The organism is Microbulbifer regidiadema (SeqCode) (assembly GCF_052466995.1).
The window spans coordinates 3,323,383-3,350,044 of the sequence record NZ_CP174297.1; the positions used below are offsets into that span (position 1 = coordinate 3,323,383).

The 26,662-nt window shown below is 53.8% G+C and carries 22 protein-coding genes and 1 pseudogene; 3 read left to right on the forward strand and 20 right to left on the reverse strand.

Annotated elements, in window-relative coordinates; translation table 11 throughout:
- Window positions 1-19: 19 nt before the first annotated feature.
- Window positions 20-976, reverse strand: a complete 957-nt coding sequence (locus ACJJIK_RS14530) for a metalloregulator ArsR/SmtB family transcription factor (RefSeq protein ID WP_444929000.1) — start codon at window positions 974-976, stop codon at window positions 20-22.
- A 259-nt stretch (window positions 977-1,235) separates the two neighbouring features.
- Between ACJJIK_RS14530 and tkt the strand changes: the two genes are divergently transcribed.
- Together tkt and gap are read left to right on the forward strand one after the other, a co-directional pair.
- Complete coding sequence (gene tkt / locus ACJJIK_RS14535; RefSeq protein WP_444929001.1) at window positions 1,236-3,236, forward strand: transketolase; 2,001 nt, start codon at window positions 1,236-1,238, stop codon at window positions 3,234-3,236.
- A gap of 85 nt (window positions 3,237-3,321) precedes the next feature.
- Window positions 3,322-4,332, forward strand: coding sequence for a type I glyceraldehyde-3-phosphate dehydrogenase (gene gap, locus ACJJIK_RS14540; RefSeq protein WP_444929002.1), 1,011 nt, complete (start codon window positions 3,322-3,324; stop codon window positions 4,330-4,332).
- Window positions 4,333-4,453: 121 nt separating this feature from the next.
- On the opposite strand, the gene ACJJIK_RS14545 is transcribed toward gap, so the two are convergent.
- The 4 genes and pseudogenes from ACJJIK_RS14545 to ACJJIK_RS14560 all read right to left on the reverse strand — a co-directional run bounded on the left by ACJJIK_RS14545 (window position 4,454) and on the right by ACJJIK_RS14560 (window position 11,023).
- On the reverse strand, window positions 4,454-6,508 hold the full coding sequence (locus ACJJIK_RS14545) for a hypothetical protein (protein WP_444943166.1): 2,055 nt from the start codon (window positions 6,506-6,508) through the stop codon (window positions 4,454-4,456).
- Window positions 6,509-6,758: 250 nt separating this feature from the next.
- Window positions 6,759-7,561: pseudogene (locus ACJJIK_RS14550) on the reverse strand (transposase).
- A 127-nt stretch (window positions 7,562-7,688) separates the two neighbouring features.
- Window positions 7,689-9,674, reverse strand: a complete 1,986-nt coding sequence (locus ACJJIK_RS14555; protein WP_444943167.1) for a hypothetical protein — start codon at window positions 9,672-9,674, stop codon at window positions 7,689-7,691.
- Window positions 9,675-9,883: 209 nt separating this feature from the next.
- Window positions 9,884-11,023, reverse strand: coding sequence for an aminopeptidase (locus ACJJIK_RS14560; protein WP_444943168.1), 1,140 nt, complete (start codon window positions 11,021-11,023; stop codon window positions 9,884-9,886).
- A gap of 490 nt (window positions 11,024-11,513) precedes the next feature.
- Here ACJJIK_RS14560 and ACJJIK_RS14565 point away from each other — a divergent pair, with 490 nt between their 5' ends.
- Window positions 11,514-11,690, forward strand: coding sequence for a DUF3149 domain-containing protein (locus ACJJIK_RS14565; RefSeq protein ID WP_444943169.1), 177 nt, complete (start codon window positions 11,514-11,516; stop codon window positions 11,688-11,690).
- 277 nt (window positions 11,691-11,967) lie between these two features.
- Here ACJJIK_RS14565 and tatC read toward each other — a convergent pair whose 3' ends face one another.
- From tatC to ACJJIK_RS14640, 15 genes are all read right to left on the reverse strand, one after another.
- Window positions 11,968-12,717 carry a twin-arginine translocase subunit TatC gene (tatC, locus tag ACJJIK_RS14570; protein WP_444943170.1) on the reverse strand — a complete coding sequence of 250 codons (750 nt, stop codon included), beginning with the start codon at window positions 12,715-12,717 and terminating at the stop codon, window positions 11,968-11,970.
- The gene (tatB, locus tag ACJJIK_RS14575) at window positions 12,714-13,301 is read right to left on the reverse strand and encodes a Sec-independent protein translocase protein TatB (RefSeq protein WP_444929008.1); all 588 of its coding nucleotides are present in this window, start codon (window positions 13,299-13,301) and stop codon (window positions 12,714-12,716) included. Before tatB ends, tatC begins: the two co-directional genes overlap by 4 nt.
- A 29-nt stretch (window positions 13,302-13,330) precedes the next feature.
- The gene (tatA, locus tag ACJJIK_RS14580; protein WP_444929009.1) at window positions 13,331-13,594 is read right to left on the reverse strand and encodes a twin-arginine translocase TatA/TatE family subunit; all 264 of its coding nucleotides are present in this window, start codon (window positions 13,592-13,594) and stop codon (window positions 13,331-13,333) included.
- Between the two features lie 89 nt (window positions 13,595-13,683).
- Complete coding sequence (locus ACJJIK_RS14585) at window positions 13,684-14,016, reverse strand: phosphoribosyl-ATP diphosphatase (RefSeq protein ID WP_444943171.1); 333 nt, start codon at window positions 14,014-14,016, stop codon at window positions 13,684-13,686.
- Window positions 14,017-14,023: 7 nt separating this feature from the next.
- A complete protein-coding gene (hisI, locus tag ACJJIK_RS14590; RefSeq protein ID WP_444932355.1) occupies window positions 14,024-14,416 on the reverse strand; it encodes a phosphoribosyl-AMP cyclohydrolase in 393 nt (130 codons plus the stop codon).
- 51 nt (window positions 14,417-14,467) lie between these two features.
- A complete protein-coding gene (ubiB, locus tag ACJJIK_RS14595; protein WP_444943172.1) occupies window positions 14,468-16,078 on the reverse strand; it encodes a ubiquinone biosynthesis regulatory protein kinase UbiB in 1,611 nt (536 codons plus the stop codon).
- Window positions 16,079-16,080: 2 nt separating this feature from the next.
- Window positions 16,081-16,710: a ubiquinone biosynthesis accessory factor UbiJ gene (locus tag ACJJIK_RS14600; RefSeq protein WP_444929012.1), complete on the reverse strand. Its 630-nt coding sequence runs from the start codon at window positions 16,708-16,710 to the stop codon at window positions 16,081-16,083.
- Window positions 16,711-16,765: 55 nt separating this feature from the next.
- A complete protein-coding gene (ubiE, locus tag ACJJIK_RS14605) occupies window positions 16,766-17,515 on the reverse strand; it encodes a bifunctional demethylmenaquinone methyltransferase/2-methoxy-6-polyprenyl-1,4-benzoquinol methylase UbiE (RefSeq protein WP_444929013.1) in 750 nt (249 codons plus the stop codon).
- 419 nt (window positions 17,516-17,934) lie between these two features.
- Complete coding sequence (locus tag ACJJIK_RS14610) at window positions 17,935-19,497, reverse strand: alkaline phosphatase (protein WP_444943173.1); 1,563 nt, start codon at window positions 19,495-19,497, stop codon at window positions 17,935-17,937.
- A 16-nt stretch (window positions 19,498-19,513) separates the two neighbouring features.
- Entirely contained in the window at window positions 19,514-21,049 is a 1,536-nt protein-coding gene (locus tag ACJJIK_RS14615; RefSeq protein ID WP_444929015.1) for an alkaline phosphatase, read from the reverse strand.
- 259 nt (window positions 21,050-21,308) lie between these two features.
- Window positions 21,309-21,683: a gamma-butyrobetaine hydroxylase-like domain-containing protein gene (locus ACJJIK_RS14620; protein ID WP_444929016.1), complete on the reverse strand. Its 375-nt coding sequence runs from the start codon at window positions 21,681-21,683 to the stop codon at window positions 21,309-21,311.
- Between the two features lie 4 nt (window positions 21,684-21,687).
- Window positions 21,688-23,004: an ATP-dependent protease ATPase subunit HslU gene (gene hslU, locus ACJJIK_RS14625; protein ID WP_444943174.1), complete on the reverse strand. Its 1,317-nt coding sequence runs from the start codon at window positions 23,002-23,004 to the stop codon at window positions 21,688-21,690.
- Between the two features lie 76 nt (window positions 23,005-23,080).
- Complete coding sequence (gene hslV, locus ACJJIK_RS14630) at window positions 23,081-23,620, reverse strand: ATP-dependent protease subunit HslV (RefSeq protein ID WP_108734993.1); 540 nt, start codon at window positions 23,618-23,620, stop codon at window positions 23,081-23,083.
- A gap of 165 nt (window positions 23,621-23,785) precedes the next feature.
- Window positions 23,786-24,364: an SPOR domain-containing protein gene (locus ACJJIK_RS14635; RefSeq protein ID WP_444929018.1), complete on the reverse strand. Its 579-nt coding sequence runs from the start codon at window positions 24,362-24,364 to the stop codon at window positions 23,786-23,788.
- A gap of 81 nt (window positions 24,365-24,445) precedes the next feature.
- Window positions 24,446-26,659, reverse strand: coding sequence for a primosomal protein N' (locus ACJJIK_RS14640; protein ID WP_444943175.1), 2,214 nt, complete (start codon window positions 26,657-26,659; stop codon window positions 24,446-24,448).
- Window positions 26,660-26,662: the final 3 nt, after the last annotated feature.

Genomic DNA, 26,662 nt, shown 5'->3' on the forward strand with positions numbered 1-26,662 from the left:
CTGTGCCTGACAAGCCCGGTCAGGGCTTGATAAATTCTCTTATCTGGATCTGAAAACCGTTGCGCAGGGCGCGATAAATGCTGCGCCCATCTTGCAGGCCGGCGGTCGCGGCCCAGTCACTCAGCTGCTCCGGTGCAAAGCCCAGCCACAAATCCCCACAGGCCTCACGGGCCCAGTCCTGGCGGTGATCTTGCAACTCTGCAATCAAAAGCTGTCCACCGCTCTTCAGGGCGCCGTGCAAATCGTGAAAGATCTGCGCCGGATCAGGGGTGTGATGCAGCACCATATTCACCACGATGGTATCGGCGCTGGCCGGGTGCGCCGCCGCAGCCCGCGTATCGCTGCACACGAACTCAATATTTTTAATGCCCCGCTTATCGGCAAAGGACTGGGCTCGCGCCAACATCGCTGAGGACAGGTCGAGTGCCGTCACAGTGGCAAACCGCTGCGCCAACTCCTGTAAAAACTCACCCTCCCCGGGCCCCACCTCCAGTGCATGCAGACCGGGCTTGAGCAGCTGTGCCACCTGCGGGCCATAGACGTCATAGCTGGCAATCAATTCCTGCTGTTCGCGAAAGCGATTGCCGTAATCGGCAAAGAAGCGCCGCGATGCTTCCGCACGCTCCTCCGAGATGCGGGATACCGCCTGCACCCGCCGATCTGTCAGCGGCAGCTGATCCAGGTTGCTAAAGAGCTGTGCCAATAGTGGCGTGGCTGCCGTGCGCCGGTAAAAAAGGTTATTGCCTTCGCGGTGCTTATTTACCAGTCCCGCCTGGGCGAGCACTTTCAGGTGATGGCTCAAAGCCGGCTGGCGCAAATCAAAGATTCGGCACAGCTCTAAAACACTGTAAGAATCCTGACTGAGCAGGCGCAATATCTCGAGGCGCAGGGGATCTCCGGCGGCCTTCAGGGTCAAGGCCAGCTGAGGGATTGCCTCGGCTGGGCTCAGTTCGGAAGCGGACTCATTCTCAGACATGGAGCCAAGTCTAGCAGGGGATAAAAGCTATATCAAAATCTTTTGATATAGCTTCATTAAATGTTTTTGATATAGATATTAATGGCACCACCAAATGCATAGAATTGGAAAATTGTTGTCGTATTCGACAACAATTCCCCTAGCAAAGCTTTGCGCGGGGCGGCCCTTTACGGGAAAATACGCCACCATTTTCGTTGTTGCGGGAATCTGCCGGCAGAGCAGCGCCGCACCCTACCTGAGAAACCAGAGAGCTCTCCTTATGTCTTCTACTCCCTCTCGCACCGAAAAGGCCAACGCCATTCGTGCCCTCTCTATGGACGCTGTCCAGAAAGCCAAAAGTGGCCACCCAGGTGCGCCCATGGGTATGGCGGATATCGCCGAGGTGCTGTGGAATGACTACTTAAAGCACAACCCGACCAACCCCAACTGGGCCGATCGCGACCGCTTTGTACTTTCCAACGGTCACGGCTCCATGCTGCTTTACTCCCTGCTGCACTTGTCCGGCTATGACCTGCCAATCGAAGAGTTGCAGAACTTCCGCCAACTGCACTCCAAAACTCCGGGCCACCCGGAATACGGTTACGCTCCCGGTGTAGAGACCACTACCGGCCCGCTGGGTCAGGGCATCACCAATGCCGTTGGTATGGCCATGGCCGAAAAGGTAATGGGCGCTCAGTTCAACCGTCCCGGTTACGAGCTGGTCGACCACCACACCTATGTATTCCTCGGCGACGGCTGCCTGATGGAGGGCATCTCCCACGAAGCCTGCTCCCTGGCCGGCACCCTGGGCCTGGGCAAGCTAGTCGCTTTCTACGATGACAACGGCATCTCCATCGACGGCGAAGTGGAAGGCTGGTTTACCGACGATACCCCCAAGCGCTTTGAATCCTACGGCTGGCATGTTATCCCCAATGTGGATGGCCACGACTCTGCCGCCATCAAAGCTGCGATTGAAGAGGCTCGCTCGGTTACCGATAAGCCCACTATTATCTGCTGTAAAACCGTGATCGGCTTCGGCTCCCCGAACAAGCAGGGACGCGAAGAGTGTCACGGCGCACCGCTGGGTGACGAAGAAATCGCCCTGGTTCGCGAAACCCTCGGCTGGGCCCACGCTCCGTTTGAAATCCCCGAAGCTATCTACGCGGGCTGGGACGCCAAGGCTAAGGGCGAAGCCCAGGAAGACGAGTGGAAAGATATCCTCGCCGACTACCGCGAAGAGTTCCCGGAGCTGGCGGCTGAATTTGAGCGTCGCATGAGCGGTGAACTGCCTGCGGACTTCCTTAGCAAAGCGGATGAGTACATCAAAGCCTGCCAGGAAAGTGCAGAGAAGATCGCCTCCCGCAAAGCCAGCCAAAACGCTCTGAACGCCTACGGTCCGCTGCTGCCCGAATTCCTCGGCGGCTCCGCCGACCTGGCCGGCTCCAACCTCACCATCTGGTCCGGCTCCAAGGGCGTCAGCGCCGAAGATGCCTCCGGCAACTATATCTACTACGGCGTGCGCGAATTTGGCATGAGTGCCATTATGAATGGTATCGCCCTGCACGGTGGCTTTGTGCCCTACGGCGCTACCTTCCTGATGTTTATGGAATACGCCCGCAACGCTGTGCGCATGGCCGCACTGATGAAGCAGCGCGTAATCTTTGTCTACACCCACGACTCCATCGGCCTGGGCGAAGACGGTCCAACTCACCAGCCGGTAGAACAGCTCAGCGCCTTGCGCGCCACGCCAAACCTGCACACTTGGCGCCCCTGCGACGCCACCGAATCCGCCGTGAGCTGGAAGATGGCCATCGCTCGCAAAGATGGCCCCAGCACCATGGTATTTAGCCGCCAGGGCCTGGCTCCTCAAGATCGCGACAGCGCACAACTGGCGCAGATTGAGCGCGGTGGCTACGTTCTGTCTGACTGTGAGGGCACTCCTGAGGCCATTATTATTGCCACAGGCTCCGAGGTAGAGCTGGCGATGGCGGCCCAGGAAAAACTGGTTGGTAAGAAAGTTCGCGTTGTTTCCATGCCCTGTGCCGAGCTGTTTATGGAGCAGGAAGAAGCTTATCGTGAATCCGTACTGCCTTCTTCTGTACGTGCACGAGTAGCGGTAGAGGCGAGCCACAAAGACTACTGGTATAAGTTTGTCGGTTTCGATGGCGCTATTATCGGTATGGAAACCTTTGGCGAATCTGCGCCTGCCGGTGACTTGATGCGCTACTTTGGCTTCACCGTGGACAACGTTGCCGAAGCTGTAGAGAAGCTGCTGAAGTAATAGCGCTTTGATATCAACCCCGCGTGGCAATAGCGCCGCGCGGGGTCCCCTAGCTGAATTTTTTCTCCTGCCTAACAGTTGTGCTATGACCACTAGAATTGCCATCAATGGCTACGGCCGCATCGGCCGCTCCGTTTTACGCGCACTCTATGAGTCTGGCGCCCGCGATAGTTTACAAATAGTTGCCATCAATGAGTTGGCTGACTGCGATACCATCGCACACCTGACAAAGTACGATTCTGTCCACGGCCGCTTCGCCGGCGAAGTTTCCGTGCATAAAGATGTTCTGGTAGTTAATGGGGATTCTATTGCCGTTACTCATTGCGAGCGCTTAGAAGAGCTGGATTGGCAGCGGCAACAAGTGGATATTGTACTGGAGTGCACCGGCAGCTTTAAGCAGCGCCATCACGCAGAGTTACATTTAACTGCCGGAGCCAACAAGGTATTGTTTTCCCAGCCCGCCAGCCGCGATGTGGACGCCACCATTGTTTACGGGGTGAATGACAATATTTTAACCGGTAGAGAACGCATTATTTCTGCCGCCTCCTGTACGACTAATTGCAGCGTACCGGTTATCGCTGCTTTGGATAAAGCCTTCGGCATTGAAGCCGGGGTTATTACTACCATCCACTCCGCAATGAACGACCAGCCGGTAAGTGACGCCTACCATCACACCGACCTGAGGAAAACCCGCTCAGCGATAACCTCGGTTATCCCTGTTGATACGGCTTTAGCCCGGGGTATTGAGCGGATACTGCCTAACCTGGCAGGCAAATTTGAGGCACAGGCCCTGCGCGTGCCCACGGTTAATGTTTCCGCTATTGATTTATCCGTCTCTCTACAAAAAACAGTGAACCGAGAAGAGATAAATACACTATTAAAAACGGCTTCCGCAACGGAGTTTAACGGTGTTCTCGGTTTTACCCAGGAGCCGCTGGCATCCTGCGACTTTAATCACGATCCCCGCTCCGGCGTCATTGATGCAAGCCAAACCCGCGTAGCGGGCAGTCAATTAGCCAAGATTTTAATTTGGTTTGATAACGAGTGGGGATTTGCCAACCGAATGCTGGATGTGGCCAGGCGACTCTGCTGCTAGGCAACCTCTGAAGTAACAATAGCTTAGCTTTACTATCTTAAATATAAAAGCATTGATAACAGAGATGGTAGCCTAAGCAGCTACCACCCCATTACTTACATACGGATATATTTGGAAGAAATTATAGCCCTGGAACTTCAAGTGGTCTTACGGATACCTTCTCAGTTTTTGAAGGATAAATTAAGACCCGACTCAATAATTGCCCCTCAAAATTTGATACATCACTATCTTCACCACTCGAATCATAAGAAAAGTTTGTGAGTGTCTTTTTTATATAAAATATACTTTCATCAATACTATAAAGATCCAAATCACGCTGAAAATCAATTCGACATTTTGAACCAGCTACAGGGTCCCACACATCTGGAATACAGGATTCACCATCCATTGAGTAATGCCTAATTACTACAACACCATTTTCATCCAGCTGCCACAGCCCTTTAGTGACATTAATTTCACTTTCACTGAAATCACCATCAAGATCAAGGTCATATGCGTACACTTCACTTACCGACCCATCGACATTTAATTCATACCAGTAATAATCTTGCACCAGCCTCAAAGATTGACCATAGTTACCTATCTGGTAAATACCTGATACTTTTTCTTTATCCCATCCCTCTACTTCTTTAGCAAAAACCGCATCAAATTCTGCCCTCACCCTTCCATCAGATTCATAAGCGACAAATGCCCAATCATAATCAGTAAACTCAGAATCTAAAAAAGTATAAGTAAACGAACGTCCGCTTGAAACCTCAACCCTAAGCTGGTTTTCACCACTTAAAGACCAGGTTCCTGACAACTCTGTTGTAATAGAATTTCCATCGGCATATATTTCAGGAACAAAAATATCAACCTTTCCACCCGTTTCATAATCGCCATAAAAACGCATATCTAGCACTGATACTAAACTCCATTGCGGCAATTCTCCGGAAAGCTCGACAAACTCAGTAATCCCCACTGTGTTTGGCATACTATATAGTTTTCCTAACTCAATAGTACTAGATACCGGTAATTCAGCCGAGGATCGTATTGCGGAGCTCATAGAAACTTGCTCTACAAAAGAACCATCCTGATACTCCCCATTCGGGTAGTGATCATAGTGAACGAGATCAAGAATCACAGAATCAACGGTATCTCCTTCAAAAACCCAGTTCATCCTATTTATTCTGGTTCGATTTTCCGTAACGTAATCACTATAGAAATAGTTGACAGCTATATCTGCACCCTCAAGAATCAAACCTTCATCGGTGCGTGACCAAGTTATCGCAACACGATCCATCATCCCCACAAGCTCTCCGGTACCATCAGCACGCAGAGTTAAACGCAAATTTAAATTGGGAAGATAGTAAGTATCCTCTGTAGCCAAGAAACTCGACGGAGAAGAATTGACAAGTTTTTTATTTTCGAAAATAGCCCTTTTCGACATCTCAAACTCTTCTGCAAAGTCAGACCTTAATTGCAAAATATATAAAGATACCAAATTAAAATTTGTCGCCAACTCATATATATCACCAACTCCGTCGGGCAGAAAGAATTCCTCTTCCTGCGGCCTATCAAGCGAAAGGTTTATATATGCAGCTATATCAAGCATAGTACTAGAATTTATTTTTTTATATGCTGCGCTATACTGGGAATCAGAAGTGATTCCACCATTATTTTCAATCTCTAACAGAGCAGAGAGTGCTGTAGTAACACTGGTAATATTTACGCCAAGTAATTCCGAGCGAACTAGTATACCATCATCTCCAGAGATCTCGAATAGACTATCAAATGAACCGAGGGCACTAACTAGTTTTATACCGCTGTCGGCAGGAAAGATGGCCTCCCCATATACAAAGGAGTCAACCTCTGATTCAGGGATTTCCAATTCTACGGTATAATTGCCATACGTATCCAAATCAGCGTTGAAAACTTCATCTCCCGCTCGGAATACTACTTCTACACCGGTATAGCTACCCACCTCAACGTAACCTCGCACAGTTAGGCTTAGGCTGTCATCATTTGACTCCTCTTTGCTGCTAGATGAGCCTCCACCACAGGCGGATATACATAGAAAAACAAGTAAAAAAAACAATCTATGGAGTATCTTAAGGTAAATCATATTAATTGATTGAGCATAGTAAATTAAACAAATAGCGGCGAAGAAAATATAAACTTTGCGTCCGACAGACACACCAGAATATTAGAAACCCACAAAAAAATCCAATAAAAACGACCAAAGAAGAAAATCAAGCATCAAAAGCTAAACATAGATTCAAAAACCCATATCCAGAATCTACAAATAGATTAAATATGCTCGCAGCGCACCACAATCAAGTACCACAAACTTAAAGCCCATAAAGCTACTGCAAAGCAATCAAAAATTAATATAGAAAGGTATTTATCCAAAGAGGGGGTTCAAAACTCTGTGTCAGCTAAACAGCTTATAGGCTGATGTATTTCTCCAGGCTATCTGGAAAGTGGATCGCTAGCTGTGACAGTGTCAGATTCCAATTTTGAATCAGGTGTGTCCAACGCTCAGAGGCTTTTAGTATACCGACGTAAAGTAGTTTCAGTAAGCTGTTCTCATTGGCGAAGCCCCCCTTGGTTATTAATTTCGGTCAGGACAGTCAGCCAGTGATGTGCACCTTCTTGGCCGGATAAGTAGAATCCCAGCAATTCCTTTTTACCTTCAATATTAAGGCCAAGAATCGTGTAAATGGCCTTGCTGATATAACGACCATTTTCCTTGGTTTTATAGTGGATAGCATCAAGACAGACAATGGGGTAGACAGCTTCCAAGTCGCGTTCACGCCAAGCCTTAAGTTCCGGTAACAGCTTGTCGGTCGGTGCCGTTGGAAATCGACATGCCGTAGATATCGGCAATATGTGTGCAGATATCCTGGTAGCTGTTGCCCAAGGCAAACCGCGCAATGACCTTGCGCTCTAACTCGTCGGTAAGCTGGGTCTGGTGCTTTTTGACGACTTGAGGTTCAAAGGTGCCGGCACGGTCCCGCAGCGTCTGTAACTCAAAATTACCAGCGGGACTTTTCATGGTTTTTGAGGTACTGCCATTTTTGCGGTTGGGACTGTCCTCACTGGCGAGATGCTCCTCCAGCTCTGCAGTCATGGCGACTTCGGTGAGTTGCTTGATCAGAGAAGTTAGGATTCCATCTTTGCCACTGAGGTCTTTACCCTCACGCAAAGCTTTAGCGGCGGCATCCATATCGAAAGTGGGTTTGGTCATGGGTCATCTCTTTTTTGCTAATAATAATGAAATGACACAGAATTCTTAACACTACATATCCAAACAAAAATGGCAGCCTAAAAGGCTGCCATTTTCCCCTACCCACCACGGTGGCCAAGCTTAACAATCATTCAGGCATTACAACCGGTCTCTCATCAACCTTCTGCAGGTGTGCGTTATATATAACGCCATGATAAAGAATATAATCCTCAGCATTTATCCCTGCCGGCAAACCTAATTCTTCAGCCCGCATAAAAATATTTCGATGATGCCGAAACCAATAATTATTAGATTCTACACGTTGATGCAACTCCCACTCTCTTTCACGAAACACCTCACAACCTTCGTCATCAGAGGGCTCCCAGGAGCTCGGCAAGCAGTAGCCACCACCTTCAGACTCATACCTTCTTATAAACAAACTGCCATTACCCCCCACCTGCCAGCGACCAGGTGACTCATAGTATTCGTTCTCTTCAATGTTATTATTTTTATTACGATCAAAGCTATTAACGATAACTAAAGAACCATCAACGGATAAGTCAAAAGAATAACTGTGCAACGGAGTAGCAAAAGTCGGCTGATACGTATAAATTCCAGCAATACCCTGCTCAGACCAGCTTTCATTACCTTTTAATAAAATACTAGAAAATAAAAAAGAGTAACTTCCATCATCTGAATTCTCATAAACAGCAGTTTCGACAACACCATCAGCAACAACATTCAATAGTGAATAAGTCAGTTGAGAATTATCTGGCAAATTTACAATCAATCGGTTGGAATTATTCAGCATCCATGTAGCAGTAATGTCTGTTTCGAGTGCTTTGCCGTCAAGTGAAGTAGAGGGGACTTTCACGCTGACCACTCCGCCTTCATCAAAGTCGCCAGAAAAGCTCATCTCCATAGTACTCGTAGTGAAATCTGGATAGTAATCCTCAGTAGCACCAACCACCTCTCCAGCACGATTAGGCGTTGGCATGCTATAAACCTCTCCCAAAACTAATACATCCCGGGGATTCACAAGCCCTTTTGAACGAACGGCTGAAACAGCCCAGTAACCCTTCTCAACACTGTCAGGCAACTGTCCTCCAGGGTAGTGAAGACTATCACTCACCTCAAACACTAACATTCCCTGAGATTCTGAATCATACGCCCAGAATAATTTCTTCAGTTCTCTATTTCTTTCAAAATAGACATAACTTCCGTCAATATAAGTTGAATCTGATACTGTAAAAGTACTATCAACCCCCAGAACAATCCCTTCAGAGTTTTCTTGCCAGGACAATTCAACGGCCAAACCATTACTTAGATATTCACCAGTTCCATCTTCGTTTAATTTTATTTTCCCCCAACCTAAATCATATATATCCGCTATAGACGTCTGAGTACCACTCGACAAACTTAAAAGGCCATCGGTTTGCGCCAACTCTCCCTGCGCCTCCCGATATAATTCATTCATTGTTACTTCTAACAAATAAACATATTCGGAAGACAATTTAAAATCTGATGCAAACTGGTAGGTATCTTCCACGTCAGAGGGAATAGAAATTCCTCTATCCGCATAATCGATAAAAACCTTTATTGCTGTAGCAACAGAGAAAGCCCTATCTGCATCCACCAACTTAAGGGAACTATGCCAATCCTCTGAAGACTCAATAGATTTATTAGCTTCCGCTTCGAATATAGCAGCAATAGCCGTAGATATGCTGCTAATATTTACGGAGTGATTGTCTGATGAATCAAGAACCCCATCGTCTCCAGCGTATTCAAGCAAAGAGCTGACAGGACCCAGTATGCTGGCAAATTTAATTTTGTTATCATCTTGAGAGGTAGCAAAAACTTTCACTAATTCTTCAGACTCGTGGTCATCCAATTCGATTTCAGCTAAATAGCTGCCATCACCACTTGAGTCTGTGAAAACTAGAGCGTCGCCAATAAAAACCTCAATATTGGCATTTTCCGTGGGCCCATCTACTAGCTTCCCTTGGATAGAGAGAGAAATACTATCCGGCTCTGGTGGTACAGGTGTACCACTATCATCACTTCCCCCACCGCATCCAGCTAATAAACTTACGATGCAAGCCCCTAAAAGGGTTGACAATCCATATCTATACATTCTGCGTACTGCCTTTACATTACTTAACAAACTTGGAAATTATAATTTTCCCGATAAAAAATATCTATTTATGAGTAATTACTTATTAAGACACACTGACAAAAGTGACTAAATAGAAAATCAAACCTTTGGTAAATATCTGACATATAAAAATAACCGGACTTGTGGAGTGGTTATTTTTTATTAACGATAAGGAAGTAATATCAAGCCTAAAAACTACCGCTGTGCATACAGGCTTGAACATCAAAATTAATTGCATTGCCCGACTTAATATTCTCTCCCCTGTATTCATCAGCCAATCTCAATAGATGCTGCTTTCGATTTTCCTTATCGAGTTTACCCAAGCGCTCGGCTGAATTATAAAAATCCGGCCAACCACTACTATCTCTATAAAGCTGGCGAAAAGCCGGGACTAAAGATTCATACTCCGCCGCCAATGCCAAAGTCGCATTATTAGTTTTTTCTATATAAGCCTGATAACGTGCCGGGTAAGGCCACCTCGCCGCCATGCGCCAATAACAACGTCTCAATCGAGTCAAAACCTGCTGTTTTTGCTCGCGCTTCAGCGCATCCGGCCGATTAGACTGATAAATCGGTTGTAGCTCTTTGCGTGCCGCACTCATTAATTGCCGTACCGCCAGTGCCTGTTCCTTGCTTTCCTCAACTGAATTCGCAAGCCCCTGAGTGCGCAGCCAATCCGGTAGGGCAATTTCGGAAACCGCTGTCGCAAAACTCTCATTAAAACGGGTATCCCCTGGCACATAAACTCTTCGGTGTGCCAGTTCGTGAAATAAAAGTCCGGCCAGCCTCTCCGGGGGCCAATTCACAAAACTGGACAGCACCGGGTCATTAAACCAACCCAGAGTGCTGTAGGCGGGTACCGGCCCCAGATAGACATCGTAGCCCCGCTTGCGCAGACTGTTGGCTTTAGCTATGGCCGCTGACTTGCGGAAGTAACCTCTATAGCTGGCGCAACCGGCGATGGGATAACACCAGCGTTTTGGGCTCAGGGAAAATTCTGGTGCAGCCAAAACATTCCATATCGGGTATTTGCTCTCAAGCTGCACATAGGAGTTGTAAGCCTGCCCCACCGGTAACTTTAATTCCTGTGCTGCATAGGCACGAATTTGCTGCACCCGCTGTAACTGCCTTTGCAGTGAATCACTGGTATTGCCCCCCTGAAGCAACTCCTCAATCGGCTGGCGGGCAGAGAGTATCCGCAATTGACCACTTGCGGCCTGGAGGTAATAGCCCGCCGTCTCACAGCCGTAAAGTGTCAACAATATCCCTGCCAGCAACCAAACCCGCAGGCGCGCTAAAAAGCTGAGAGCCACAATACTGATATACACTCTTTCTCCTATTGGGAAATGCCTCTGACATTCAGGGCGGTTAGCATCAGGGCACACAGAGGTATTGCGGAATTATTCAGAGGCCCCGACGATTTTCTCAGGGGAAACCCATCAGTCAAACTATTGTATGCACAAAGGGTTGCTCCATGGCTCCAGTGGCAGCTGTTTTGACAGTATTTGCGCTGGTTTTGGGCGCTATTGCCTGGTTGCGACTGCTATTTATAGGGTTTAGCCACACGCCCTTATCCGGGTTAATCGCGCTATTTTTACCGCCTTTGGCGCTGTTGCTGCTTCTGCCCAGCAGGAGAGAAAATAGCGACCTCTATTTATTGTGTGGCGCGAGCTTACTCTGCCTGCTAGCGGCCTCAATACTGCGTTGACCGACCCGTCCCTCTCACGATAACTCGATCCAGCTTGATTTAGGTCAAGAGATTTCCACTACAGCTCCATAGACTGTATAGGTGAAGCATTGGCCTATTTGGAGAGAAAAATGGATGCTTTAATTGACCTGTTTACCAGCTTTTCTGGCCTTCTCAGCTTGGGCGTGATTGCCTTTATATTCCTGATGGCGGTATTTTTCGTTCGCCTGATTCGCAACAATGTTGAAAAAGCCGTTGCTGAACAGGACCGCATCGCCGCACAGGCTGCCGGGAGCGATACACAGTAAAGCTTCCCGCAGTGTTGCCAGCGCCCGCTGGCAAGCTAGTTTAGTGCTTGTCGCTCAAATGGGTGACTAACAGCGGTTTTTCTGCGGCTGCTAGCTTGCCTCCTAGAATTGGGGGAACAGCCGCTGTGATTAAACTTCTGCCAGGCCCGCTCTGATAGCAGCGGGCGCGGGGAGTTGATGCTGTTGATTGATATTGCACCCTGCACGGTAAATTCGCTCCGGGGCGCTGTGGCAAGCTCTCCGGTACTGCAATACGCGCAATACCGCCCTGCACCACTCAGGTAGCGGGCTTGTCTTTGGGAGAAGACTTCATCCAACGCCCAAATAAAATACCTATCTCAAATAGTAGCCACATAGGTAGGGCCAACAGGGATTGGGAGATCACATCCGGTGGCGTGAGCAGCATACCAATTAAAAAGCAGCCTACGATCACATAGGGGCGCTTACTCGCCAGTGTCTTGGCATCCACCACCCCAGTCCAGATCAGCAGGACTGTCGCGATCGGAATTTCAAAAGCAAAACCAAAAGCAAAGAAAAGCTTTAGCACTAAGTCGAGGTAACTGCGCATATCCGGCATTACCTTGATATCTTCAGGGGCTGTTCCCACAAAGAAATCAAACAGCAGTGGGAAAACCACAAAATACGCAAATGCAATGCCGATATAAAAAAGTGCGACACTGCTAATAAGCAGGGGAATGGCTATACGCTTTTCGTTTTTATACAGGCCCGGGGCAATAAATGCCCAGGCCTGATAAAGCACAAAGGGAATGGCAATAAAAAAGGAAATAATAAAGGTGGTTTTAAACGGTGTCAGGAATGTGGAAGTCACCTCTGTAGCGATCATGCCAACATCACCGGCTAAACGCTCCTGTAGCGGGTGCGCAATAAAATTATAAATTTCCGAGGAAAACGGCATCAAACAGGCAAATACGACCAGTACTAGCAAAAGGATTCGCAATAGGCGATCACGCAATTCGATCAGGTGGTCGATAAAAGGCTGATGCTTATCTTGGGACTGATCGCTCATGATTGGCTGTCTTTTTCCTGTTGCGAGGTTTTCTTTGCGCCTTGTTTGTCTGTTTTATCGGCATCGACATGCTCGGGGTGATCCGAGTTTAACTCCGGGTCCCCAAAGTCATGCCAATGCTCCGGGTATTCGGGGTCCTGTAATTCCTCCGCAGCTTCATCCTGTTCCGGCAAGTAATCCTCCTGTTCTGTGCGAGGCTGGGCGGGTTTCTCCACCGCCTTTTTAGACTTCGCCGTCTCAGGTTGGCTGGCTTCAGGTTTTTTCTCTGGAGCCGCTACCGCTCGCGGTTTCTCCGCCGGCTTGAGTGCGTCGTGAACTTCCCTGTTGGCTTCGTTAAAGGTTTTTTCCATCTCGCGGCGACTCTCCTCAATCTCACGCATAATGCGCTCATTGTGAAGCTCGCGCCGGATATCATCGGCTCCAACCTCCCGCTCCAGTTCCTCGCGGGCACTGTGCAGGGTGCGCTTCAAGCCGGACCACCAGCGGGAAGTGGTGCGCACAGCATCCGGCAGGCGCTCGGGGCCGACCACCAACAGGGCCACAGCAGCAACCACCAATAGTTCCAAAAAGCCGATATCAAACACGGAGGGACTCTCGCCTTAGTCGTTGCCGATTACTTGTCCTGGGACTGCTTATCTTTATTTTTGATCGCGCTGTCCTGGCCGGGCTTGTCTTCCTCATCGTGCTTGAGGCGCTCGACGTCTTTGTCTTCCTCGGATTCCTTGGCCTTGTCTTCATCCTTAACCGCCTTGCGGAAACCCTTGATCGCCCCGCCCAGATCGCCGCCGAGATTCTTCAACCGCTTGGTGCCGAACAGCAGTAAAACGATGACCAGGACAATCAACAGTTGCCAGATACTAATTCCACCGAATCCCATAATTGTCTCCATTACATTCAATAGGATGGCTTGAGTTTCTTAGCGAACACTCCCGCCATCAGGGGTAGTGCCACAAATAATCCAAATGCTTACTGAGTGCGCGCGGCTTTCTCTTCCAGTCCAGACAAGCCAAAGCGGCGTCCCAGCTCGCGCACCACATCCTGCGAATCGGCGCCCAGATGGGAGAGCATCACCAGTGAGTGGAACCACAGGTCCGCCGTCTCGGCAATTAACTCGCGATTGTCACCGCTGTGCTGTGCATCCTTGGCCGCGAGGATGGTTTCCGTGGCCTCTTCACCCACTTTCTCCAAAATTTTGTTCAGGCCCTTGCCGTGTAGGCTGGCCACATAGGACTCTGAAGCGTCACTGCTATTTTTGCGACTCTCCAGAACCGCATCTAACTGTTGCAGCACGTCGTTCATAATTGACTCACTTATAGATAGCCTCGGGGTCTTGAAGCACCGGCTGATTCACCTGCCACTCATCGTCTTGGAGGAGGTGGTAGAAACAACTACTGCGCCCAGTATGGCAGGCGATACCACCTTGCTGTTCGACCAGCAATAAGATGGTGTCGCCGTCACAGTCGAGGCGCAATTCGCGCACCTTTTGCAGGAAGCCAGAGCTTTCCCCTTTGCGCCACAGGCTCTTACGGGAGCGGGACCAGTAGACCGCATAGCCCTCACTGGCCGTGAGGGCCAGTGATTCGCGGTTCATCCAGGCCATCATCAGCACCCGGCCAGTTTCGAAGTCCTGGGCAATCGCGGGAACCAGACCATCGCTGTTCCAGCTGACTTTATCGAGAAAGCCGGCCTTTGCTTGAATTTGAGTCAATGTCTAACAATCCTTAGAAGTTCCAGTGTAGACCGAGGCGCCCTAGGGCCACAGCAGTAGCACCAACGCGGCGATTCCCAGCACCCAGCCCGACGGCGGCAACTGAGCCAGCCACTCGGGTTTACTGACGGCGATGGCTCCCACTCCCAGCACAACTCCAGCCACTCGCCGAATATACTGGCGCAGACCACGGCGCTGCGAGCCCGCCAGCTGCTCGCCAATTACCTCTAACTGGGGCGCCAGTTCCCGCGACTGCTCCAGCGCCGAGTACACCAGCTGCGGCATCTGCGGGAATTTCTCCAGCCACTCCGGGCCATAGCGTTTTATCTCACCCACTATCGTTTTGGGGTGAACTCGCTCACGCATCCAGCGCTCCAGAAATGGATGAGCAGTCTTCCACAGATCCAGCTGCGGATAAAGCTGCCGCCCCAGGCCTTCGATATTCAGCAGGGTCTTTTGCAGCAGTACCAGCTGTGGCTGCACCGCCATATCGAATCGGCGCGCGGTCTGGAACAAGCTGATCAGTACCCGGGCGAAGGAAATTTCCCCCAGGGGTTTCTCAAAAATAGGCTCGCAGACCGAGCGAATGGCGGACTCAAAGGCGTTGATCGGTGTATCCGCCCTAACCCAGCCGCTTTGCACATGCAACTCTGCCACCATGCGGTAATCGCGGCGGAACATCGCCAGCAGGTTGCGCGCCAGATAGTACTGATCTTCCCGTGTCAGACTGCCGACGATCGCGGTATCAATCGCAATATATTGCGGGCGCTGCGGGTGCGCCCTGGACACGAAAATATTGCCCGGATGCATATCCGCGTGGAAGAAGTTGTATTCGAAGACCTGCTTAAAAAAGATCTCGACACCGCGCTCGGCCAGCAGCTGCATATTGGTGTCCTGGGCGCGCAGTTGGGTCAGGTCGGTGACGGGGATGCCGTCGATGCGCTCCAGTACCAGGACATTTTCACGGGTGTAATCCCAGTGTACTTCGGGGATATACAGCAGCGGGGAATTGGTAAAGTTGCGCCGCAGCTGGGTGCCGTTGGCCGCTTCGCGGGTCAGGTCCAATTCACCTTCAATCGTGTGCCGGTAGTCCTCAACCACTTCTACCGGGCGCATGCGGCGCCCCTCGGGCACAAAGCGCTCGATGCCCCGGGCGATCACCCCCAGAAGTCTCAAATCCTCCTGGATCACTTCACCAATGCCCGGGCGCAGCACTTTGACCACCACCGATTCGCCGCTCTTTAACTCGGCCGCATGTACCTGTGCCACCGAAGCCGCTGCCAGTGGCTGCTGGTCAAACTTGGCGAAGACCTCACCCACCCTGGCGCCAAGGGCCTCTTCGATCAGGGCCGTGCACTGGTCACTGGGAAAGGGCGGCACCTTGTCCTGCAAATAATCCAATTGCTCGACAATATCTGGCGGCAACAGGTCGGGGCGAGTGGAGAGTAGCTGACCGAACTTAACAAAAATGGGCCCCAGCTCTTCCAGGGCGCGGCGCAGCCTTTCGCCCCGTGGCATCTTGGACTGCGGCAGCAACTTCACCGGCAGCAGCAATCCCCGCAACCACAGGGGGCGCTGTTCTGCCGGCAATAATTGATCGAGACGATAGCGCAGAAAAACCCGCGCGATTGTAAGACTGCGACGAACGGGCAAAACTACTCGGCCTCCCTGCGGGAAAACTGTTCTTCCAGCAAGCGCACGCGCGCTTCGAGCCGCTCTGTAGCCAGGGAGGTCTCCGCCAGATCTTCGACAAATGCTTCGAACTGAGCCTGGGGCGGGGTCAGCTGCCACTCCTCACTGATGGTCTCGACTGCGACTTCAGGCGCCCGGTTCAGGTTGCCACCCAGCCAGCGGGCGGCATCGCGCAGGACATTGCCAATTGAGTGGGCGGGAATATCGCCGACGACCTGTGCCAGCAACGCCTCCCAATCGATATCCAGGTCGCTCAAAATCCACTGCAATTCGGCCAGCAGGGCGCTGGAACCACTGACAGATACCCCCAGTTTGGCCGGAGTCGCATTCGGGTCTTTGAGCAGGCGAATAAAAGACAGCGCCGAGCCGCTCAGCTGGGTGGTCACTTGCCCCTCCCAGTGCTGACGCACCCGCACCTGGTCGCCCTCGATACACAGACAAAACTGTAAGTGAGGCGCGGTTAAGTCCAGCGCCATGGTTTTGCCATCCAGTGCGGAGAGGCGGTCTCGCGTTGCCGGGTCGTACTGGAGGGCAGTATTAATTGTGGTTTCCAGCGCGGCATCAAAGCCCGCGCGAAAAGTGGGATCGCTCATGGCGGTTTACGGCCTCGTGCCTGCGCTCAGAGAAAAAATAGGCTTGTGCGGTTATTCAGGGCTTGATGCCCCGATGCAAAGCAACAATTCCGCCGGTCATATTGTGGAATTCACAATCGACAAAACCGGCATCCGCCATCATCCCCTTGAGGGTTTCCTGGTCCGGGTGCATGCGGATACTCTCCGCCAGGTAGCGATAGCTGTCCGCATCATTGGCGACCAGCTTGCCCATAAACGGCAACAGGCGGAAAGAGTACTGATCGTAGACTTTCTCCAGCAACTTCGACTGGGGCTTGGAAAACTCCAGCACCAATAGACGGCCACCGGGTTTGAGCACGCGCAACATGGAGCGCAGTGCCAGGTCTTTATCGGTGACATTGCGCAGACCGAAAGCAATGGTGATGCAGTCGAAGGTGTTGTCCGGGAAGGGCAGGTACTGGGCGTCCGCCTGCACCGGCACTACATTGCCGGCAATACCCCGGTCGAGCAGGCGATCGCGGCCCACTCGCAACATCGACTCGTTGATATCCGCCAATACTACCTGGCCGCTGGCGCCCACAATACGCGAGAAGCGCGCGGTGAGATCACCGGTCCCCCCGGCGATATCGAGAATAGTTTGGCCCCGTCGGGCGCCGGACAATTCGATGGTGAAGCGCTTCCAGAGGCGGTGAACACCTCCGGACATCAAGTCGTTCATGACATCGTAACGGGCTGCTACAGAGTGGAACACTTCTGCCACACGACCGGCCTTTTCTTCCACCGGCACTTCCTGGTAGCCGAAGTGGGTGGTCTTGCGATCCTTCATGCTATGCCTGCTGAGCGAAAACTTTAAAAGGCCATTGTACATTGCCGGGGCCAGTGGAGCACCGCTTGAAATCAACCGGAACAGAAACCACTAATATTTAGCCCCATAATCCGGGCCTCGGCTGCGGGGGTCCCATTCCAGAATGACTCCTCTTTGCCCGGCTAATTCCACTCCGTCGCCCATAAAAAGTAGCGCTAACAAGCGGGTATTTGTGTCGCAGCGAGGAGGGCGAGCGCAGTAAAGCAGCAGGGGAATTGAGAGAGGTGTTGCGTGGTGCGATGCTAATGGCAATCATGCCGGGGCAATAAACTGCACAGCGAATATGCCACAGTGGGAAAAATTATCCGCACCGACAGCGATTAAGAAAATGAGAAAGCAGTGCGGATAAACAGCGTCATCCACACCGCTAGCCGCAGCGCTTACTGCCCGAGTAGTCCGCCAGCGCGCGCCATTACGTGGAACAGAAAGTTCTGCTCGTTGGTACCACTCACCAGGTGTGCACCGGGTCCGCGCGCCCAAACACCCACATCTTCACCGGCGTGGGATTCACTGCTCATAGGAATCAGCGCGTCCTGCTGGTAATCCAGTGCCGCAGTATCTGTGCTGAGCAGGTCCAGGCGCACACCGCTGTCGCCGGCGCTGTGGCCCGGGCCATTGGCATAGCTCAGGGTGGTGTAGGGCAGGCCGTCTTCGGCCAGGGCGTGTGCGGTTTCCGCTTCGCCACTGCTGTCATTGCCAATCACTTTGCCGAGAATCGGATTGCCGCGCGTGGGGTAGCCGGCAATGGTCATCACGTGGCTGTGGTCCGCCGTGACAATAATCAAAGTGTCTTCTGCACTGGTGTTATCCATGGCGTACTGGATCGCTTCGGCAAACTCCACCGCATCGGTCAGGGCGCGGTGCGCATTGCCGGCGTGGTGGCCGTGGTCGATACGACCGGACTCCACCATCAGGAAGTAGCCGTCCTCATTTTTTTGCAGCACCTCAAGACCTTTGGCGGTCATTTCTGACAGGGAGGGCTCACCGGCAGTGTCATCCGCGCGATCCGCTTCATATTCCATATGGGAGGAATTAAACAAACCGAACAGCTTGTCAGTTGCAGAGGCATCCACTGCGGCAAAAGCACTGCTCTCTTCAACGTAAGCGATATTGCTGACGCCGTCTTCGTAGCGGGTCTTCCACTCATCCACCAGGTTGCGCCCATCTTCACGGCGCCCCGCTTCACCCTCGATATCGGTAACATCGCTGGGCAGGAAGTTGCGGCGGCCACCGCCCATCACCACATCGATACCGTCACCGGCAGCAAACTCAATCAGTTGGGCGGCGATATCGGTACAGCCATCCGGCGCTGCCTCTTCCCAGCCGCGCTCGGGCACCTTGGCATAAGTGGCTGCCGGAGTGGCGTGGGTGATACGCGCCGTACTGATAATACCGGTGCTCTTGCCCAGGTCTTCAGCCAATTCAACAGCGGTGGTCAGCGGGTAGTCCAGGCTGGCGGCACAGTCGCCGCGCGCAACATTTTCGGCAACGCTCAAGACACCGGCCTTGGTTTTAACGCCGGTTACCAGCGCGGTCATAGTGCCGGCGGAATCCGGGGTTTGCTGGTTGGTATTGTAGGTTTTGACCAGGCCGGCAAACGGCATCTTCTCAAAGCTCAGCTGGTACTCCTCACCATCGAGGCCCTCCTGCTGACCGGCCAGAATACGGGCGGCGGTGACGGTGGAGATGCCCATACCGTCGCCGACAAACAGAATCACGTTCTTGGCTGCACCGGGGGTGTTGTTGATTTCTACCGCGCTCGCCTCTTCGATCGCCTGCTGGGCTTCCTGGAACCAGCTGCTGCTGCTCTGGGCAGAGGAAACACCGACATGTTCTTCTCCGGGCAGGTCCACTACGTCGTCAGAGTTTGAATTGTCATCGCTACAGGCGCTGGCCAGCAGGGCGACAGAGAAAGCCAGTACGGTCTTGTTAAAATATCTCATGGTGAATTACCCCCAGTTATTCTTCTGTCAGCGACAGATCGGTCGCAGCAGTCATCACGTGAAAGACTGCGCTCTGCTCCAGGCTGCCCTGCACCCGCTCGGCGCCGGCGCCGATAGCGTGCAGGCTGATATCCTCACCCGCGTGGCTCTCCGACTCCAGGTGTACCAGCGCTTCCTGGTGGAAGCCCGGCGCTTCGGTATCCACGCCGGAGAGGTCCTGGCGCCCGCTAGCGGCGGCGATATCGTAGCGCTCATCCGCATCGGTATTTTCACCCAGATCGGCAAAGCCCAGGCCATTGGCATAGCTCAACGTGGTGTAGGGTTTGCCGTCTGAGGCGAGGCCCTCTTGCGCTTCTGCGGCGCCACTGCTGTCATTCTCAACCACTTTACCGAGAATCGGGTTGCCGCGCGTCGGGTAGCCGGCGATCGTCATCACATGGCTGTGGTCAGCGGTCACCAGGATCAAAGTTTCCTCCAGATCCACTTTATCCAGAGCGACCTGTACCGCATCGGCAAAGGCAATCGCATCGTGCAAAGCGTTGTAGGCATTACCGGCGTGGTGACCGTGATCGATACGCCCGGACTCTACCATCAGGAAGTAACCGTCGCTGTCTTTTTCCAACAGCTCGATGGCGGTATCGGTCATCTCGGCAATGCTCGGCTCATCGCTGTCTTTAGCGATGCGGTCCGCATCGTAACTCATGTGGCTGCTGGTGAAGAGCCCCAATAATTTATCGGTGGAGGCAATATCGACGCCGGCCAGCTCGGAACCGCTCTCCAGGTACACGGCCGTTTGCTCGCCGTCATAGCGCGCCAGCCATTCACTGGTCAGATCGCGGCCGTCTTCACGCCTGCCGTCGTTATCGGTGCTCACAAAGTTGCGGCGGCCGCCACCGAGCATGACATCAATACCGTCGCCGGCAGACATCTCCACCATCTGCGAGGCGATATCGGAACAGTCGCCCTCGGCGTAATACTCCCAGTTGCGCTCCGGGCTGCGCGAGTAAGTGGCTGCGGGCGTGGCGTGGGTCAGGCGCGCGGTGGAAACAATACCGGTGGCCTTGCCACGGCTCTCCACCATTTCCAGGAAGGTATTTAATTCCCTGCCCTCGCTGCTGGCGCAATCGGCTCGCAGTGCATCGCCGTCGATATTAATTACACCGGCGCGGGTTTTTACTCCGGTCATCATGGCGGTCATGGTACCGGCAGAGTCCGGGGTCTGCTGATTGGTGTTGTAGGTTTTGATCAGCGCGGTGTAGGGGAACTCTTCGAAGGAGAGCGCATTTTCCTCACCGCTCTCACCGGCCAGCTGGCCCTCGAGGATGCGGGCGGCGGTTAAGGTGGAAATGCCCATGCCGTCACCGACAAACAGAATTACATTCTTCGCAGTGTTTGCCTCGCGGGAAAGTGAAGCGCGCGCTTCCAACCTGTCAGCACTTTCCGTGTACCAGGCGCTGTTGGTTTGGTAGTCGGGCAGGGTTGCCGCTGAAACAGCGGATGCGAGAGGAATCAGACAAAAGGCGCTCAGTGCGCGGGCAATTGTTTTTGCCACGGGGGCCTCCGGAACTCGTTAATTTGGCGAGCATTAGAGTTCCAAAATATGACAAAAGAATGACGCGCCGGTTACGTTGTTAATATCTTTGCGTTCAAAACCCGCGACCAGCAAAAGATTATTTAATAACCGTAAGACTTGGTACGAGTGGAGTAAAAAATACTTATCTAAGCGGCAAGTGACAGAAAAAAGAGAAGAACAATAAGATTTGCTAGGGGGATACCGCCCCCTGGGGGGCGGTTTAATTGCCGGCCTGCGGCTAGCCGATAAACTTCACCACACTCTCATCCGGGTCGCGGCCTTGGCCGGCAGCGCGCAGACGCTGTAGGTAGGCCTCCCAGTTAGCGGCGTAGTTTTCCGCTAATTCGCGCAGGTATTCCCAGGTAAAAATACCGGTGTCGTGGCCATCGTCGAAATCGATTTTTAGTGCATAGCGGCCAGCCGCCTCTAGCGTATCGATACCCACATGCATTTTGCCACTGACCAGCACCGGCTCGCTGGCACCGTGGCCACGCACCTCGGCACTGGGGGAGTAGACGCGTAAATATTCTGCCGGCAGGGTAAATTCAGCATCGCCAAATACCAGCTGCAGGCTTTTCTCTGCACGATTTAAACGGATCTTTTGCGGTTTCATTAATTTACAAAATAAAACGCGACAGGTCTTCGTTCTGGCTCAGCTCGCCCAAATGGCTGTCCACGTAGGCCGCATCAATGTTCAGCGAGGTGTGGCCATCGCCTGCATCAAAGGAGATTTCCTCCAGCAAGCGCTCCAGTACCGTGTGCAAACGGCGCGCGCCGATATTCTCGGTGCGCTCATTCACCTCGAAGGCCACTTCCGCAATACGGCGAATACCGTCTTCGCTAAATTGCAGCTCCAGCCCCTCGGTAGCCAGCAGTGCTTTTTGCTGCTCGGTGAGGGAGGCGGACGGCTCGGTGAGAATGCGCTCAAAATCTGCGGAGCTGAGCGAGCTCAATTCCACGCGAATGGGCAGGCGACCCTGCAACTCGGGAATCAGGTCCGAGGGCTTGGACAGGTGGAAGGCACCGGAGGCAATAAACAGGATGTGATCGGTTTTGATCATGCCGTACTTGGTGTTAACCGTGCTGCCTTCAATCAGTGGCAGCAGGTCGCGCTGTACCCCTTCGCGGGAGACATCGGCACCGCCGCTCTCCTGGCGCTTGGCGACTTTATCGATTTCATCGATAAATACGATGCCATTCTGCTCAGCAGCGCGGATCGCACGGGTCTTAACATCTTCGTCGTTGACCAGCTTGGCCGCTTCCTCGTCGGTGAGCTGCTTGAGGGCCTGCTTGACCGGCAGCTTGCTCTTGCGGGTCTTGCCCTGGGACATATTGGAGAACATGCCCTGGAGCTGGTTGGTCATCTCCTCCATACCGGGAGGGGCCATAATCTCAACACCCATGGGCGCAGCGGACAGGTCTACCTCGACCTCTTTGTCATCGAGATCCCCTTCGCGCAGTTTCTTGCGGAACAGCTGGCGGGTGCTGGAATCCTTATCGGTGGGCTCGGTGGAGCGCGCCGGCGGCAGCAGGGCATCGAGGATGCGCTCCTCTGCCGCGTCCATAGCGCGCTGCTCAACACCAGCCATGGCCTGCTCGCGCTCCTGCTTCACTGCCATCTCGACAAGATCGCGTATGATCGACTCTACATCCCGACCGACATAGCCCACTTCGGTGAATTTAGTCGCTTCCACCTTGATAAAGGGCGCGTTCGCCAGCTTCGCCAGGCGGCGGGCAATTTCTGTCTTGCCCACGCCGGTGGGGCCGATCATCAGAATATTTTTCGGCGTGATCTCGGCGCGCAGGTCTTCGCTAACCTGCATACGGCGCCAGCGGTTGCGCAGCGCAATAGCGACCGCGCGCTTGGCCTCCTGCTGACCGACAATATGGCGGTCGAGTTCGTGGACAATTTCTCTCGGTGTCATCTGAGACATAAAAATTCCTGCAAAAATTCTTGCGGGGCTCAAACAGCCCGGCAGCCGGCCACCCGAGGGGGTATCCGGCAATCAATCAATAAGCCAGTTCTTCGATGGTGTGATTCTGGTTGGTGTAAACGCAGATATCACCGGCAATCTTCAGCCCCTGTTCCACAATAGAGCGGGCGTCCATATCGGTATTGTCCAGCAGCGCGCGGGCCGCCGACTGGGCGAAGGGGCCACCGGAGCCGATAGCAATCAGGTCGTCTTCCGGCTGAATCACGTCGCCATTGCCGGTCACAATCAGGCTGGCAGTGGAGTCCGCGACCGCCAGCAGCGCCTCCAAACGGCGCAGGGCGCGGTCGGTACGCCAATCTTTGGCCAGCTCCACTGCGGCGCGGGTCAGCTGGCCGCCGTGGGCTTCGAGCTTGGCTTCAAAACGTTCGAACAGGGTAAAAGCGTCTGCGGTGCCACCGGCAAAACCGGCAATCACCTTATCTTTGTACAGGCGGCGCACCTTGCGCGCATTGCCTTTCATAACGGTGTTGCCCATGGACACCTGGCCGTCGCCACCGATCACAACTTTGCCGTTGCGGCGACAGGATAAAATGGTAGTTCCGCGATACTGTTCCAATGGAGACCTCTCGGATTGCGCGTGTACTCTGGCAGCGGGCATCAAAGTGCCCGCACCGGGGAATTATCTTCAGGCTAGATAAGTGAGGACGGTGCGCGCCGATTTCAATAAGAGAAGTCACAATTAGCGAGCGAAGTAGCGCCCGCTAACAGAGGGAATTATTGGTCACTGAGTTGCCGGACGTTTCAGCACCAGCGGCATCAGGCGGTGCTCCGCCAGTGTCTGGCGCGCCTTGGCCATCCGCGAGCGATTGCTGTAGGGGCCCACTAGTACCCGGTGCCAGGTGCCCCGACTGTCGGTGGCCGATTCCACTTGGACATCCAGGTTGGCCAGGGTCAGCTCAACGCGCAGGCGCTCCGCCTCAGAGGCATCGCGAAACGATGCCGCCTGTAGGATATATACCTGGGCCGGGGTGCTGCGATCGGGTTGCGATGAGCTACTGCTCTGGGAATTGTTGCTGGCGTCACTGCGGCGCGCCGGCTGTGCCACTTTGGGCGGTGGCACCTGGACTTCGTTTTCCTTTAACTTGGTATAGAAATCAAAGCGCGGTTGAGGCGATGCCTCCTCCCGCTGCTGCACCGTTTTTGGCTGGCTGCCACTGCTCCCCCGGCTGTCCCGGTCCATGCCATAGAGAAACAATACGGCCACCGCAAAGCCACCGACAAAATTCCCCAGGACAAACCAAACCCATGCGGGCTTGCCTGCGGCTTTTTTACTGCGGCGATTACTGGTGCGACGGCTCATGGAAAACTTCTTCCCTGTGGGTTTTAACGGCTTGCGAATTGTACCGCCAATTCAGTGCCGGGCGCGCAACTCAGCGCATATTCACGACAATTCCTGCGCATCCATATCCACAGCCCAGCGCAGGCGGCGATTTTTATTGCCCTCCGCCCAGGCGCACACCCGCGCCAGCAGCGGTTGCAAGTGGGCCCGGTTTTGCGCGGTGACCTGAATATAAAATCGGAAGCGCCCGGATTTGCGCTCCAGCAGTGCCGGCACAGGTCCCAGATATTGAATCTGTGGCGACGGCGGGGCCAGGGACTGCATAAAGAGCCGCGCATTGTGCAGGAACTCTTCGGCCCAGCCGGGCTCCTCACACTCCGCTCTTACCAGGGCCATGGCACTGGCCGGGGGCAGCTGCGCAACCGCGCGATCCCGCAGCAGCTGGCGCGCAAAAGCGCCGTAGCCTTTTTCCAACAGCAGCTGTAACAGCGGGTGCTCGGGGAAGCGGCTCTGCACCAGCACCCGCCCACGGAGACTGCCGCGCCCCGCGCGGCCCGCCACCTGCTCCAGCAGCTGGCCGGTGCGCTCCGGCGCGCGGAAGTCGGCACTGAACAAGCCGCCATCGGCATCCTGAATCACTACCAAAGTGACCTTGGGCAAGTGGTGTCCCTTGGCCAGCATCTGGGTACCCAGCAACAGGCAGGGCTCGCCCTCCCGCGCCGGTGCCAACAATTTATCCAGCGCCTGTTTGCTCGCCGTGGTATCCCGGTCCACCCGAATCACCGGGTAATCGGCAAAGCGCCGCGCCAGCAATTCCTCACTGCGTTCCGTGCCGGCCCCCAGCGCCGAGATCGAACGGCTGTGACACTGCGGGCAGCTATCCACCAGCGGGCGGCGATAATCGCAGTGGTGGCAGCGCAGCTGGCGCTGGCGCCGGTGCATAGTCAGCTTGCTCGAGCAGTGCGGGCAGTCCGCCAGCCAGCCGCAATCATCGCAAGTCAGCGCCGGGGCAAAGCCGCGCCGGTTGATAAACACCAGGGCCTGCTCACCCCGCGCGAGGGTATCGCCGATATGGCGCAGTACCTGGGGCGAGAACCCCTCTTCCAGGGGCTCCCGCAGTGTCGGCACCACGTGAATTTGCGGCGGCTTGGCATCACCGGCGCGATAGCGCATGCGCAGGTGCTGGTAGCGCCCATTCAAGGCGTTGTACAGGGTTTCCAGAGAGGGCGTGGCCGAACCCAACACCACCGGCACATTATTGTTGCGCCCCAATACCACAGCCAAATCCCGCGCCGAGTAGCGCACGCCGTCCTGCTGTTTAAAAGAGGCGTCGTGCTCTTCATCGACAATCACTACGCCGAGTCTGGGCAGGGGGGTCATAATGGCCGAGCGGGTACCGATCACAATGTCTGCCTGCCCACCTGCGGCCGCCAACCAGGACTGTGCGCGCTCGCCATCGGCCAAGCCGGAGTGCAGCGCGGCAATACTGTGCTTGGGAAATCGTGCGGCAATACGCCGCAGCGTTTGCGGGGTGAGCCCAATCTCCGGCACCAGTAACAGTGCCTGGCGGCCGCTTTCCAGAACCCGCTGCATCAGGCGCAGGTAGACCTCGGTCTTGCCGCTGCCGGTGGTGCCTTCCAGTAGTGAGGCAGAAAAACCGCTGCAATCGACACTGTCGAGCACCTGTTGCTGCTCGCTATTCAGCTCCGGGGCCGCTGTGCTCTCTGCAGCGGGCAGTGGCGCCGGTACGGTAGGGCCTGGCATCCACTCCACCAGGCCGCGCTCCTGTAGGGCGCGGATCACGGGGGTGCTGTGGCCAAGAGTTTTGAGGTGAGTGCGGCTCTGTTTGCCATCACTCAATAGCAGCTGCAACAGGGCCTGCTGCTTGTGCGCGCGCGCCAGTGCGGTTTCCGGCAAGCCCTTTCCCTCGGTAGTGAGCTGGAGCCACTGCTCCGCCCAGTGATCTGCCGGCTTGCCTTTGCGCAGCGCCACAGGTAGCGCTGCGGCGTAGACCTCACCGAGGGGCGCCTGGTAATAGTCGGCGATCCAGGCCAGCAGCTTGCGGCTGCCATCGCCAAACAAAACCTCCGAGTCCACCAGTTCCAGTGCGGGTTTCAAGTTGCTGTGCGGTGATTCCGATACGATCTCCAGCAGTACCGCCACTAGCTTGCGCCCGGCAAAGGGCACCCACAGGCGCTGACCGGGCCGCAGTGACTCCGGCGAAAGCCCCTCCGGCGGCAAATAGTCAAATAGGCGCCTCAGGGGCACGGGCACGGCCAGCCTTAAAATGACTCTCTGTTGGACTGACTCCTGCACTTG

What these genes read in the sequence shown, in the direction of transcription:
- ACJJIK_RS14620 (WP_444929016.1), bottom strand. Translation starts at nt 21,683, where the DNA reads ATGAAACCGCAAAAGATCCGTTTAAATCGTGCAGAGAAAAGCCTGCAG.
- tatA (WP_444929009.1), bottom strand. Translation starts at nt 13,594, where the DNA reads ATGGGATTCGGTGGAATTAGTATCTGGCAACTGTTGATTGTCCTGGTC.
- ACJJIK_RS14610 (WP_444943173.1), bottom strand. Translation starts at nt 19,497, where the DNA reads ATGAGATATTTTAACAAGACCGTACTGGCTTTCTCTGTCGCCCTGCTG.
- ACJJIK_RS14530 (WP_444929000.1), bottom strand. Translation starts at nt 976, where the DNA reads ATGTCTGAGAATGAGTCCGCTTCCGAACTGAGCCCAGCCGAGGCAATC.
- ACJJIK_RS14635 (WP_444929018.1), bottom strand. Translation starts at nt 24,364, where the DNA reads ATGAGCCGTCGCACCAGTAATCGCCGCAGTAAAAAAGCCGCAGGCAAG.
- hslU (WP_444943174.1), bottom strand. Translation starts at nt 23,004, where the DNA reads ATGTCTCAGATGACACCGAGAGAAATTGTCCACGAACTCGACCGCCAT.
- ACJJIK_RS14585 (WP_444943171.1), bottom strand. Translation starts at nt 14,016, where the DNA reads ATGAACGACGTGCTGCAACAGTTAGATGCGGTTCTGGAGAGTCGCAAA.
- ACJJIK_RS14555 (WP_444943167.1), bottom strand. Translation starts at nt 9,674, where the DNA reads ATGTATAGATATGGATTGTCAACCCTTTTAGGGGCTTGCATCGTAAGT.
- tatC (WP_444943170.1), bottom strand. Translation starts at nt 12,717, where the DNA reads ATGAGCGATCAGTCCCAAGATAAGCATCAGCCTTTTATCGACCACCTG.
- ubiE (WP_444929013.1), bottom strand. Translation starts at nt 17,515, where the DNA reads ATGAAGGATCGCAAGACCACCCACTTCGGCTACCAGGAAGTGCCGGTG.
- tkt (WP_444929001.1), top strand. Translation starts at nt 1,236, where the DNA reads ATGTCTTCTACTCCCTCTCGCACCGAAAAGGCCAACGCCATTCGTGCC.
- gap (WP_444929002.1), top strand. Translation starts at nt 3,322, where the DNA reads ATGACCACTAGAATTGCCATCAATGGCTACGGCCGCATCGGCCGCTCC.
- ACJJIK_RS14565 (WP_444943169.1), top strand. Translation starts at nt 11,514, where the DNA reads ATGGATGCTTTAATTGACCTGTTTACCAGCTTTTCTGGCCTTCTCAGC.
- ACJJIK_RS14600 (WP_444929012.1), bottom strand. Translation starts at nt 16,710, where the DNA reads ATGAGCGATCCCACTTTTCGCGCGGGCTTTGATGCCGCGCTGGAAACC.